The 12,674-nt window shown below is 64.9% G+C and carries 12 protein-coding genes; 5 read left to right on the forward strand and 7 right to left on the reverse strand.

The window, feature by feature from the left end:
* Positions 1-8: 8 nt before the first annotated feature.
* From FB047_RS04145 to FB047_RS04155, 3 genes are read right to left on the reverse strand one after another with little or no spacing between them, the layout of a single operon-like run.
* Positions 9-1,205, reverse strand: coding sequence for a lipopolysaccharide biosynthesis protein (locus tag FB047_RS04145; protein WP_136585955.1), 1,197 nt, complete (start codon positions 1,203-1,205; stop codon positions 9-11).
* Positions 1,206-1,207: 2 nt separating this feature from the next.
* Positions 1,208-2,284 carry a glycosyltransferase family 4 protein gene (locus tag FB047_RS04150; protein ID WP_167494144.1) on the reverse strand — a complete coding sequence of 359 codons (1,077 nt, stop codon included), beginning with the start codon at positions 2,282-2,284 and terminating at the stop codon, positions 1,208-1,210.
* Between the two features lie 50 nt (positions 2,285-2,334).
* Positions 2,335-3,441, reverse strand: coding sequence for a glycosyltransferase (locus FB047_RS04155; protein ID WP_136585957.1), 1,107 nt, complete (start codon positions 3,439-3,441; stop codon positions 2,335-2,337).
* A gap of 162 nt (positions 3,442-3,603) precedes the next feature.
* Between FB047_RS04155 and FB047_RS04160 the strand changes: the two genes are divergently transcribed.
* On the forward strand, positions 3,604-5,034 hold the full coding sequence (locus FB047_RS04160; RefSeq protein ID WP_136585958.1) for an O-antigen ligase family protein: 1,431 nt from the start codon (positions 3,604-3,606) through the stop codon (positions 5,032-5,034).
* A gap of 10 nt (positions 5,035-5,044) precedes the next feature.
* Here the strand turns inward: FB047_RS04160 and FB047_RS04165 are convergent, their stop codons facing one another.
* The 3 genes from FB047_RS04165 to FB047_RS04175 form a co-directional block, all read right to left on the reverse strand.
* The gene (locus FB047_RS04165) at positions 5,045-6,385 is read right to left on the reverse strand and encodes a hypothetical protein (protein ID WP_136585959.1); all 1,341 of its coding nucleotides are present in this window, start codon (positions 6,383-6,385) and stop codon (positions 5,045-5,047) included.
* A gap of 194 nt (positions 6,386-6,579) precedes the next feature.
* Complete coding sequence (locus FB047_RS04170; RefSeq protein ID WP_420812640.1) at positions 6,580-7,134, reverse strand: VanZ family protein; 555 nt, start codon at positions 7,132-7,134, stop codon at positions 6,580-6,582.
* Positions 7,059-7,850, reverse strand: a complete 792-nt coding sequence (locus tag FB047_RS04175; RefSeq protein WP_136585961.1) for a glycosyltransferase family 2 protein — start codon at positions 7,848-7,850, stop codon at positions 7,059-7,061. Before FB047_RS04175 ends, FB047_RS04170 begins: the two co-directional genes overlap by 76 nt.
* A 61-nt stretch (positions 7,851-7,911) precedes the next feature.
* Here FB047_RS04175 and FB047_RS04180 point away from each other — a divergent pair, with 61 nt between their 5' ends.
* A complete protein-coding gene (locus tag FB047_RS04180) occupies positions 7,912-8,394 on the forward strand; it encodes a GtrA family protein (protein ID WP_136585962.1) in 483 nt (160 codons plus the stop codon).
* Positions 8,391-8,675, forward strand: a complete 285-nt coding sequence (locus FB047_RS16830; protein WP_167494145.1) for a hypothetical protein — start codon at positions 8,391-8,393, stop codon at positions 8,673-8,675. The genes FB047_RS04180 and FB047_RS16830 overlap by 4 nt, the downstream gene beginning before the upstream one ends.
* Positions 8,676-8,728: 53 nt before the next feature.
* On the opposite strand, the gene FB047_RS04190 is transcribed toward FB047_RS16830, so the two are convergent.
* Positions 8,729-10,492, reverse strand: a complete 1,764-nt coding sequence (locus FB047_RS04190) for a DUF4012 domain-containing protein (RefSeq protein ID WP_167494146.1) — start codon at positions 10,490-10,492, stop codon at positions 8,729-8,731.
* Positions 10,493-10,881: 389 nt separating this feature from the next.
* Here FB047_RS04190 and FB047_RS17340 point away from each other — a divergent pair, with 389 nt between their 5' ends.
* Together FB047_RS17340 and FB047_RS04200 are read left to right on the forward strand one after the other, a co-directional pair.
* Positions 10,882-11,583 carry an acyltransferase gene (locus FB047_RS17340; protein ID WP_136585965.1) on the forward strand — a complete coding sequence of 234 codons (702 nt, stop codon included), beginning with the start codon at positions 10,882-10,884 and terminating at the stop codon, positions 11,581-11,583.
* Complete coding sequence (locus FB047_RS04200) at positions 11,580-12,674, forward strand: glycosyltransferase family 4 protein (protein ID WP_136585966.1); 1,095 nt, start codon at positions 11,580-11,582, stop codon at positions 12,672-12,674. The genes FB047_RS17340 and FB047_RS04200 overlap by 4 nt, the downstream gene beginning before the upstream one ends.

The following is a 12,674-nucleotide window of genomic DNA, read 5'->3' on the forward strand; positions in this document are numbered from 1 at the left end:
GCATGGTTTCAGCCCTTCTCGCCGGCTTCCCGGCGGTTGAGCGAGTGAAGCTTGATCGCCAGAGAGGCGAACTTCATCGCGTAAGAGACGGACACTCCGACTGCGGCGCCCAGCGGCCCGGCCACCGAGGAGCCGATCGTGAGACCGACGACCGTGACGACGGCGAATATGACACCGTTGGCGGCCGTGTACCGCTCCCCACCGCGAGCCTGGATGAGACCGCCGAGCGGGGAGCAGAGGGCGACAACCGACATGGAGATCAGCAGAACCTGAGTGGCCGGGATCGCGCCCGAGAAATCGTCGCCGAGAAGAAGGGGGAGGAGCGGTTCGGCGAGCAGTGCAGCGATGATTCCCATCACCCCGCCGAGCAACGTGAGCAGATACAAGCCGCGCGCCGCTTTGCGGGCCACGGCCGCGCCACCCTTGGTCGCCGACGGCAGGAGCACAGTCGCCAGAGCAGATGCCACCAGAAGAGCGGGGCGGGACAGGCGCGCACCCGCACCATAAAGCCCCGCGGCCGCTGGCCCCGCAACCGCTCCTACGATGGCGCTGTCCAACTCGCGGACTTGCGCACTGGTGACGGCGACCCAGAAGGGGAAAGAACCCCTCAGCGCCTGTCTGCTCGGGCGCGATACCCCCGATACCGAATGGGTCGATCGCCGCAGGACGAGATGCGCGTGCGAGACGCCGTAGACCGCTCCTACGAGTTGAGCGATGCAGAACGCCAGCACCGGAGCCACGGCCAGCGCCAGAAGGACGAAGAGGACCAAACCGACGAGCCGACGCACGAAGTTGATGGCCGACACGACACCGACGGCCCCGTCGGCGGTCGGGATGGACAGATGGGTATCAGTGTTCTTTTCGAGACCGATCCACACCCCGAGGAGGATGGCCTCCGCCGTCCCGAGGCCCAGAACGAGGGCACTCGCTACGCCGCCCACAATGAGGGCAAGAGTGAGGACATCATTCGTCTTCAATGCCGGACGAATGAGGGGGCTGTGCGGCGTCGCCGCGCGTTCCTTCAGCAGATAGGTGCCGATACCCAAGTCCGACACGGCTGCGAGGAATGCCCCCACCCCGACGAACGCGACAACGGGTCCGAGTTCGGAGGGACCGACCAACCGAGCGAGATAGAGGATCGCCAGAACCTGAAAGAGACTCGCGCACGTTCTCGCGACGAAGAGCTGTACGAATTGCCGCCGCATGGCTACCGGCTCGCGCCATGCACGAGCGCCCGGATCTCCCCTGCGTAGCGCTCTTGAGAGAACCGTGTCAGCACCGAGGACTTCCCCGCCTCAGCCACGACGCCGCCGTGCTCCGCGTCGGACAAAGCATCGAGAATCGCCGCTGCGAGGGCATCGACGTCTTCGGGGGCAAAGACGAACCCGGTGCTCTTGTCCTCGACGATCTCGAGGAGCCCTTGCACCCCGGCCACGACGACGGGGAGATTGCACGCCATCGCTTCCGCCGCGACAGTACCGAACGGCTCGAGCCGCGACGGGACGACGGCGACGCGCGCCGATCGGAATGCCTCTTCCGGCTTCTCTACAAACCCCAGGAAATGAACACGCTCAGACATGCCAGCATTGCGAGCCCGGTCGCGTAGATCCTTCTCGTACCACTCGTAGCCGGGGAAAACACTGCCCGCGAATGCGACGGTCAGGGCCGGGTGGTCCTCCGATAGACGCTGCAGAGCGTCGATGACGAGGTCCTGTCCCTTGCGGGGACTCAGACGCCCGACGACCATGACGTCGTACTTTCTGCGATCCGCGCCCTCGGGTGACTGCAGGAACGCGCCCCAGTCCTTTCCGTTGTAAACGACCTCCACCCGAGGTGGGCGCCTGCTCAGCGCATCCCTGATGAACTTCGCCGTAGCCGCACTGTTCGCGATGACGGACGAGGAGAAAAGGGCGGGGAGGCACAGAACAGATCGCACGAGGGCTGACGATTCCGTCTCCGCCTCACGCACGTGGAGAAGCACCCGACGCCGAAGTGCCCAGCCGGCATACACCCAGACGGGCTGAGTGAGGGTGTTCGCGTACACGACGTCGATGCGGTTGCCCAAGATCACACGCAGCGCGGTGATGAGGCCGATCACGGAGAGCCCGACGAGCCGAACGAGCCCTGACGGCTTCATCAGGGATTTGCGAAGCACGGGGACTCGACGCTCCAGGACCGGAACACCCGCGCGCCGCAGTTCATCAACGAGCGGACCTCCGTTGGGGACGACGACCGTCACTTCGTCGCCTCCCGCCCGCAAATCCAGGATGGTCTGGATGGCCATGCGGTCCGCGCCGTAGAGCTCTGCGCCAGGGTGGCAATACAGGACGCGTGTCATCGACGACGGCCGATCGCCTGCTCGAGCACCGACTCATACCGCTCGCATACGTCCGTCCACGAGAAATCTCGTTCCGCCCGAGCGCGCGTGGACTCGCGCAAGCTCTGCCGAGTCTGTCCGCCCTCCAGCACAGCGAGCAGTGCCGGTGCGATGGCGCCCGGCTCCGGCGGGACGAATACTCCGGAATCCGCGAGGACTTCGCGGTTGAATGTCGTATCCCGCGCGACCGTGGGCGCCGAGCACCACATCGCCTGCACGAGCGCGGGATTGGTTCCGCCCACGCTGTGTCCGTGGAAATACACACCCGCGTTCTCCCACAGCGAGTGCAGACGGGCATCGTCGCTGATGTGGCCGAGCCAGTGGAAGGACTCGCGTCTCTCCGCCAATTCTCGGGCCCGTTCATCCAGTGCGCCGCCATACCCCGCCGTGCCCACGACGACGACAGGGACGGATTCGGGAAGGCGTTCGACGGCCTTGAAGAATTCCAGGACCGTATTCTCCGGCACGAAACGAGCGACCATCAGAACGTAGGACCCGGGGGGGAACTCCGCTTCGCGGCCCGCTCCGAGGGAATCGATACCGCCGTAGGGGATGTAGTGTCCATCCCGGTTGAACTCCGTCTTCCAACGAGCCGCGATCGCCTTCGCGTCATAGACGAGGTGATCGCCGAACTTCGCAGTGAAACGTGCGCCGCCGTGGAACACGGCCTTCGCGGCGCGACCCCACTTGGCGCGTTCCCATTCGATCCCGTCGACGTTCACGACCGACGGGATACCGCGCGCCCGCAGCAAGGGGAGCCAGAACCCGTTCGCAACATTCATCACGAGAGCCACATCCGGCCTACGCCGGGCCGTGTCGGCGACAGAGGTGAACCCGTAGGACAACGTGCTGAGAGATTTCGACTCAACGCCCCTCGTCAGACGAGAGATGACGCGCTGGTCCCGAGTCGCGTCGTCGCTCTTGACGGCGCCATTTCGGCCGTAGACGGTGACATCCCAGCCCTTCTCGGCGAGATGGGGCGCAATGAACCGGACGGCCGTCTCGAAGCCCCCGTAGTAGCTCGGATAGCCCCGGGTGCCCAGGATTGCAACGGATCTGGTCAAGTGACGCTCCCCCTGTACACTTCAGCGGCAATCAACAGGCCGCGCTGTTTCGCAGTCATGGCACCAATCACCCGAGAGGACCCGTCTGCGTACGAGCCTACCTGGGTGTCGATAGGCATTCGAACGAGCGTACGAGGCAAAATCCATCGCTAAACTCCAGGGGTGGACGTGCGACGAGGATTCGAGTGGGCCGGAGCTGCTGCGTTCACACTTCTGGTCATCGTTGCCGCTCTAAGCGTCAGCCCGGTGATCGCGGCGGCGATCGTGGTCGCCACCCCATTGATTTTCGTTGTGGCGAAGATTCCGAATGCCTGGCTACCGTCATTAGCCCTCGTGGCCTACGCCGTGATACCGGAGAAGCTCTACAGTGCTTCCGAGATCGTCAAGGCGGTATCCGTCGGCACCGTGCTGCTCATCGCGTGGTTTGTGCGCGGTATGGCGGCGAAGAAGACCACCCGAGGTCGATTCGCGATACCGATAGGCGGGCAGCTCGGAACGATCGCGGCGGTCGCCCTTTTCCTCTGGTTCGTCCTTCTTCTCGCGTTCGGCACAAGCGCAGGCGCGAGCCCTGGGTGGACCATTAGCTTCTCTGCCGCGGCCCTCCTCCCCTTCTTCTATCGGAACTATTCGACGGAGGGTGTGCATCTGCGAACCGCAGCGGCATGGGTCGGCTCCGTCATTGGCGCATTCGCCATCATCGAGACGGCCATCGGTGCCAACCCTCTGTTCGACGCGATCTACCGAGCGTTCGGGATGTCGAATTCCCAGCACTGGTCGGTCTACCGCGCGGAGGCAGCCTCCGGCCACCCCCTGTACGCCGCGACACTGCTAGCGGCCTGTTCGGCCATCGCCCTGGGGGCCTGGCTGGAATCCGACCGCGGCACCTCGAAGATCTTCCTGCTCGGCGCCTCCGCATTGGCCGCTGGCGGTGTAGTTGCAACTGTTTCCCGCGGCGGTATCGCCGCTCTCGCCGGCGCATTCGCAGTCGTCGTGTGCTTCTCCATCTTCCGTGGGGGGCGGGGCACTGTCAGCAAGATCCTCGGCCTCGGCATACTCGGGGTAGGCGCATACTTCACCCTGGATCTCGCGGTCTTCGCACAACGAGGCGCATCGAACGAGGCGGGTCAGTCGGCGGACGCACGCCAGACCATCATCGACCTCGCCATCATCACGGCCAGATCGACCGGCTGGTTGGGTGCCGGCCCGGGAGGCTCGCAGCTCGCCGTCGAAGCGGCGACGGGCACGTCGTTGCTCGTGGAAAGTTCTCCCCTACAGCTGCTCGTGAGCATCGGCATACCCGGACTAGCCCTGCTCGCAGTCCTCGCGGGCGTGATGCTCGCGAACATCTTCCGGAGGGCCAACACCGCGGCCTTGGGCGGCATCATCGCCTTCGCCATAGCGACGACCGGATACAACGCACTCGACGCACTGCGCACGATCCATGTTCTCCTGGGCTGCCTCGTGATTCTCGCCCTTGCGCCGACGGCGTCCGCCCTTCGCGCCGACCGCGAAGCGGGTGCCCTCATGCAGTCCTCGCGGGATCGTGGTGCCGCCGCCGCCCGGAAGGCGCGTCAATTGAGTTCATCACGGTGACTCGAGCGGCTCAGGGAACCATTCGACGCCAGAAGCGGAAGCCGTCTATGTCACCTTCGAGTTCGTAAGAGGCGGCGACCCAGGGAGCGAGACCCTCGAAATGCGCCTTACCCTGACCGCACTCGATCGAAATACCGCAGGACGTCGGCGATTCGACGATCAACGTGGGCGGGACGGCCTGTATCTCAGCCAGGTACTGGGCAGGGAGACCCCCGTAGCCCTGCTCGACGGGAAGGGAATACGTGATGGGCGTCGGCGAGAGCCTCCCCGTCGACGCTAAAATCCACGTCTCAGCCCCGTGCACGAGCACGCGATCGTTCGGCGTGGTCTCCGCGAGAACGCGATCGACGATCCGGGCCTGGTACGAGCTCGAGACGAAGACTCCTGAGCTCAACGTCGTTCTGAGCTCGCGTGCCCCAGTCGCGGCAGAACTCGATACGAGGATGGCGGCGAGGGCGAACATACCGCCCGCCGCGAGAACCCGCGTCCTCAAGGCCTTACGCCGATCCCACCATTTCGAAGCAATTGGCGAAAGCTGGGCTCCGGCAACCGTCGCCGCCACCGCGAATCCAGAGATCGCCACGACGAGATAATGCGGATAGGGGCGTCCGGATAGCACCTGCGACAGCGCGTCCACGACGCCGACCACGAAGAATGCGATGACAGCGTGAGCGATCCGTGCCACCTGCCCGTTCGCCGTTCGCCACCGTCCGGTCCAAACACCAATCAGAACCAGCGCGAGTGCGACAACAGCGCTCGAGAGCAGCAGTTGCGTGAGCGTCGCAACGGCGCTCAACCGCTCGCCCACGGCGGCTCCGCTCGAGTATGCGAGGTTATAACGCAGATACTGGTCGATGCCCGCTCGGAGAGCGTCACCGGACAGGAGCCACAAAGCCAGGGATGCACCAGCGAGGATGATCACCAGACCCGTCGCCGCCATGAAGGCGACCCGGCGTCGGAAAACGACGGCAGAGGCGACGGCGACGGCGACGAGGCCGGCCACGTTGTTCATCCGAGTGAACAGACCGATTGACAGGGCCACACCCACGACGAGTCCGACGCCGCCTAGGGTGACCGTCGATACTTCACGACCGTGCCGCAGATATACGTGTGCGACGACGCTGTACGCCACGAGTTGGAACGGAAAGAGCCACGTCTCCGTGAAGTTCCCTCCCTCGAAGATCGACGCATAAGTCACGCCGACGACGAGCACGAGTGCGGAAGCCCAGCTTCCCACCCATTTCGACCACAGGAAGCCGGCGACCGCGAGGCTGAGAGATAGCAGGACGGCCTCGAGGACATACGGAGTACTGATGCCCCCGCCGAGGTTCCACGCCGCAGCCTCGATCACTGCGAGTAGAGGTCCTTTATGGTCCCAAGAATCCACGTAAGGCATTCCGCCGCGTGAAACGACCATGCCCGTGTAAACGAAGACCCCGGAATCTCGTGTGATGTGTCCCGTCGCGATGACAGGTAAGTACACGCCGAGACTCACCGCTAACGCCGCTAGTGCGGAGAGGAGACTCGCGCGCAAGGAAAGCGGGTTCATGCGGAGGGCACCCGCCTGTCATCGCTGTTGTGTCGCCGCCACCTCGCGAGCACTCTCCTGTCGCGTTGGTGGACAACAGCGACTGAAAGCGCGGCTAGCGCCGTTCCTGTCCAGCCGCCGGCCGTGTTGGCGATCACGTCATTGACGCTCGCGAAGCGCGCCGGAAGAGCGAGGAACTGGATTGCCTCGAGCGACGCCGACAGCATCGGAACCAGCGGGATCGAGAGCCAGAGAAACCGCGTGGGGAACACCAGCGCGAGGAAGTAGCCGATGGGCACGAACATGAGGATGTTGGCGGAGAACTCCAGCCAGCGGTACCCGAACCATGCGGGGACACCGTTCCGATGGAGGAGCATCAAGACACGCTGGATCACGCTCTCGTACCCCTGGTCAATCGGCGTGGGAGACAGAGTGGCGGCCAGAACAACGACGAGGCACAAGCTCAGTCCGATTGCAGCGAGACCGAGACGCACGATCAGCCGCGCACGGCCACGTCGCCGCCGACCGGACGATCGATGTCGGCGGCAGAACCGATGATGTCTATGCGCCACAACTCCGCGATAGCTCTTGCGGCGAAACTGAGCAGGCGCTTAGGCGGAAAAACGACCCGGGACCGCCCAGATCCCCACATCGTCCCCTGGGCAAGACCGCCTCTCCGAGGAATGCTCGCGACCGAGACATAGCGGACGCGAAGACGTGAACGCGCCTCAGCGATCGAGAAATGCACATGCGGCACGAGCGCAGTGGGCGGAACGTCGCAGAGAAGCGATTCGAGCACTCTCGGGTTGTATGCCCGAAGTGGCGTATTTACGTCCGGTACGGAGCGTCCGCAGAGAATCAGCACCGCCAGACGGACGAGTCCGCTGAGCGCCCGTCGGAACCAAGGATCCGTCCGTCCCCGGCGTACGCCGTGCACGACGTCGGCCTGCGTGCGGTCGAGGGCCGCAGCGACGCGAACGATGTCATCGCCGTAGAACTGGCCGTCGCCGTCGACGTGCACGATCACGTCGGCTCCGCTGCGCAGGCCTTCGGCATATGCCCTGAGAGCCGTGGGCCCGTGGCCGCGATTCCCGGGCACGCGGACAACGCTCGCGAGCGGGGATGCGACCTCCCCCGTCTCGTCCGTCGAAGCATCGTCCACCACGATGACCGTGACAGACGCACCGACGTCGTCGAAGGACCCTCGAATCTCGGCGAGGAAGGAAGGCAGAGCAACAGCTTCGTTGAAGGCCGGTATGACTATCGCGACATGATCTCGCCCCTGCACTCCCGCACCCCATTCCTGTCCGGGGCACCTTCACCCGGCATCTCCCCCGAACATGTAGCGTATGTCAATCGTGGGGAGTCGCCGGAATTTGCGTCGTGCGGGTGCTCTCTCTGCCCGCTTTCTCGTCGTCGGCGCAATCAGCACGATCATCGAGATCGCGACCTTTAATCTCTTGCTGCTCGCCGGCGTCGGGCCCGTCGCCGCGAAGGTCATCGCGTCCCTGGTCGCCCTGATCAACGCCTATTTCGGCAACAGAGAATGGGCCTTCCGTTCGCGTGCCCGAACGAGAGTGGGCCGCCAGATGGCGCGTTTCCTCCTCGTAAACGCGGCTTGTACCGCGATCGGGGCAGGAGCCGTGTGGCTGGGAGTTCTGGCACTCCAGCAAGTGTTCGGCCAAACGGGGGCGGTCGGGCTCAATGCGGTGAACCTCGTCTCGATCATGGCGGTGACAGTCGTGCGGTTCCTCCTGTACCACTACGTCGTGTTCCCCGCGCGACCCGCAATGCGGGAGGTCGAAGGCGCCTCGGATAGGCTCCTCCCGTGAGAATCGTTCCCCGAGTGCTCGGTACAATGTCTGTCCTTGCCGCACTCGGTTCGATTGGAATCCAATTCGCTGTCGTTGCTCGACTGTGGGCAGCTTTCGTGGAGACGGTCTCCCTCCAGGGCACCTTGGCGCTGAGCGCTGCAGCAGCATTCCTCGGACTGGCGCTCGCGGTCGTCGCCGTCGTCGTTCGGCGAGGCTCACCCGGCGTTCTGGCCCCGATCGGGGGATTGCTGAACCTCGGGCTTCTCGCCGCACACGCCTATCTCTTCACAATCCTGTGAGAGCGATCTCTTCGTCGGCTGCCGTGCCACCCCGAAATCACGGTTGACGGCATTCAGCCACAGGGTGTCTCGACGACGGTCGTATCCACGGGGTTCACCATCGGCGTATGCACCAGCGCCGCGTCGGAGCCGTCCTGAGGCGAGCCTTCGAAGGTAACGGTGAGCGTGTGCACTGCCTGTGGGGGGTTCACGACCCACATACGTCCGACGGCGCGCCCGAGGTGTTCGCCGGTCGTGATCGAGACATCGACGCCGTCGAGCGTGGCTCCGACGAACGTCGACCCCGTCGGCCCATAGAACTGGATGTCCGTTCCGATGGTGCCCTTCGGGTAACGGCTCCCCGTGTTGACGTACTGCACGAGACCGTCAGACGTCGCTTGGTCGAGCGCATTCACGAACGTCACCGTCGTGGTGTACGTGGGAACGATGGAGCAGCGATCGACCTTCACAGCCGCGGACATCCACGTGTAGTAACTCAACTTCGACTGAGTGAGATCGTTGACGAAGACCCCGAGCGTCGGTTGCGCGGGGTTGTCCTGCTCCGGGAGCGGTCCGTTCAGCCTGGATCCCGCGAGTGTGGCCTCAGTCGAGGTATCAAACGAATGGAAGTACACGCGGTGTTCGTCGACGGCCCGCGAAACCGCCTGGGCGAAGGCGAGCGGCTCGAAATCGCCCGACGACACCGCATCGAAGACCTGTACGGCCGCTGCCGCGAAGAAGATGTCCTGATCCTTGTTCTTCGGGTAACGGGCGTAAACCGAGCTCAAAAGGGTCTGGACCGCGTTATCGGACGAGAGCTCGTCGCCCGTCGCGAGGGTGACGGGACCGGTGGCCTTCAAGATGTACGACAGGACGACGGGGTCGATCGATATGACGCCGTCGACGTCCGATCCGAAGGACTCCTTCCAGAAGGCTCGTGCGAGTTCCGCGGACAGCGCGAAATCGGGTGTCGAGGTGATGTCCTGGGACCACCGCCCCACCTTGTCGTCGAAGAGTTGAACGACGGACGAATCGAGCGGAAGGATGGGGGAGGGTCTCTTGTTCGTGAAGCTCTCACTCGACGCCTGCTGGGCGATTTCGAGCTTCCCGTTGTCAACTCTGAGAAGCACCACGGACGCAGGGATACCGCCCAGCCCGCGCGCCTCAGCATTGTTCTGGACGAGGAGGAGGTAATTCTTCGGGCCGTCCTGGCCCATCATGGACGGCAGCTGGGGCAGCATCGCGTCAGCGCGCGACAACGCCGGCTGAAGGCTGCCCACGACCCCGATCAATTGGGCGAGCGGCTGCTGGAGCATTCCCGGCACATACCTCAGGTTCACGCCCTCCAGTGCGCCGGAGGCCCGCTCCGCGGCGGCCGATGCTGTGCCGAGCGGCCCGGCGAGGTCGGTGAGCGCACCGACGTCGAACGCGCCCCCCCGCGGTCGCAAGAGGGCCGGGTCGATGTCGACGAGTTCGGGCAGGACACCATTGGCGAGCTCGTCCACGGCGACGGTGGACCCGCGCACCGCGTGCAGCGACGAACCGACGAAAGGCGCCTGTTCGGCAATCCACCAGAGCCAGGTGTCGGCGGCTCCTCGTGCTGCGCTCGCGTGTGCGCGCAGTTCTTGAATGGATGCATCGAGGCCGACTCGGTCATCAGATTCGAATTGGTCCTGCATCGCCGACACGACCGGGATTGCAGCGCGCAATTCCTTCTGCGCGACGAATGCACCGACCCCGACGGCTGCCGCCATGGCGAGGATGGCAACGCTCAACGCGCCGAGAGAAATCCAGGCGACGGAACTCAGCCGAAGACGGCGGGGCGTGCGACGTGTCATTTCCATCCGATCACGCCGCGAGTCGGTGGTCCGGCGCCGAGCGCGACGGCCTCGTGCCGCGCGATCGGTATGCTACCTGAGTCCGATAGGAGCCCTCTGAGCAGCCGTCCCGTTCGCTGCCTCGGAGGGCGTACCCGCTATCTTCGGCGATCATGGGGAGACGCGTGAGATACAGGCCGCGCTCGTCCTGCCCGCAGGGATCAGCGGTCGCGAACGCGGGAGCCGGGCTTGTTTGCGATATTGGAATGAGCGACCGAGGTGCGATCGCGGATCTGCCGCGATGGGGTGCGCGAGAACGGGAGCCTCACAGGGTCAGGTCCTCCGACACTCGTCCGGCGGACCGCATCGTCCCCGCATTCCTGCGACCCGAGAGGAACCGCTGAGCCGCCATGGGTATCGTTCATAAGATCATTGACGAACAGCGACAACGTCTCCTTGAGGCCGGGAGCAGCCGATGGGCGCTCGTCAGTGCGCAATTGGCCGCCAAGGTCGGCCCCATGGCGATCCGTGGGGCTCTTCTCGCCCCGCGACTCGGAACACGTATGGGAATTCCGCTCATCGGGCGCGGGGTTCGCGTGCGCAACCCACATCTCATCCACGTCGGAGCCGACCTCGTCGTCGAGGACTTTGCGGAGATACAGGGCCTGAGTCGCGACGGCATCCGCCTCGGCGACCGCGTGTCGATCGGGGCCGGCACTCTCATACGCCCGAGCAGCTACTATTCGCGCGCCATCGGTGTCGGTCTGGTGATGGGAGATGGCAGCAGCCTGTCGCCCGGCTGTTACATCGGCTGCTCCGGGGGCGTGACGATCGGCGACAAGACCATGCTCGGACCAGGGGTCAGGCTCTTCGCCGAGGACCACGTCATGGACGATCCCACCGTGGACGTGAAGTCCCAAGGCGTCTCATGGTCGCCGATCACGATCGGCTCGGGGTGCTGGATCGCCAGCGGGGTCACGATCACGTCAGGCGTCACGATCGGAGATGGCGCCGTCGTCGCCGCCGGTGCCGTGGTGACGCGGGACGTGCCCGCTGGCGCCGTCTTCGGCGGAATCCCGGCGCGTGAGATCAAGAAGCGGAACGCTGCGTGAGCCGCCGTCGCGCTATCGTCATCCACCCGTCGGATGAGATGTACGGCGCGGATCGCGTGCTCCTCGAGGTTCTGAGAACCGTGCCGGAAGACCTGGATCTGGAGGTTTGGCTGCCCACCGATATCGAATACCCAGAGAGAGAACTCTCCCGCTCGCTCAGCGAGTGCGGAATCACTGTCCGGCGGCTACCGTTGCCCATCATGCGCCGCGCCTACTTGAGGCCTACCCGACTCGTCGGACTGGCCGTGCGCGCGATCACCACCGGTGTGCGATTGATCGCGGCGCGTCCGACTCTCGTATACGTGAACACGGCCGCAGCTGCCCTCACCGCACCGCCGGCAAGACTGTCGGGCGCTCGCGTCGTTCTCCACCTGCACGAGCACATCGATGGACGCTCCCGGTCCGTCCTCCCGTTCCTCCGGTACGCTCACCACATCATCGCGGTGAGTTCGGCGGTCGCTCGCGCGCTCCCCTCTCATCTGCGGGGCAGAACCACGGTGGTTCACAACGGCTTCGACACGAAGCCGCCGACCGACCTCCCCCCTTTCAACGAAGGCATCCGGGTAGTGATCGCAAGCCGCTGGAACGCCTGGAAAGGGCATCGGGTCTTCCTCGAAGCGTGGGGTCGGATGTCGAGGTCTGACATGACGCTGGAGATTCTGGGGGACGCGCCCCCCATCGGTGAGGCCGTAGATGTCCGCGCGCTCGTGCAGAATTCAACGCGGGGTTCCCAGATCTCGATCGTGGGACGGACAGCCGATGTCCGGTCCCACCTGGATGCCGCACACGTCGTCGTCGTCCCGAGCGTGCTTCCGGACCCGCTCCCCACGATCGCGATCGAAGCGCTCGGCGCAGGTCGCGCTCTGCTCGTGAGTGACGCCGGCGGCCTGCGTGAGATCGTGGGCGACAGCCCCCTCCTCGTCCAGCCCGGCGTCGTGGAGGACTGGTCCGCCGCACTGGACGCGCTCGACGAGGATGCGATCCGCACCGCCGCCACCGCGGCGCGCGAGCGCTTCGAGCGGTTGTTCGCCCGCGACACCTTCGATCGGCGGATCCGGGCGGAACTCTGGGACCTCGTCGCCGGTTCATGA

The organism is Microbacterium hydrothermale (genome assembly GCF_004854025.1).
In the GTDB taxonomy this organism is placed as follows: Bacteria; Actinomycetota; Actinomycetes; order Actinomycetales; family Microbacteriaceae; genus Microbacterium; species Microbacterium hydrothermale.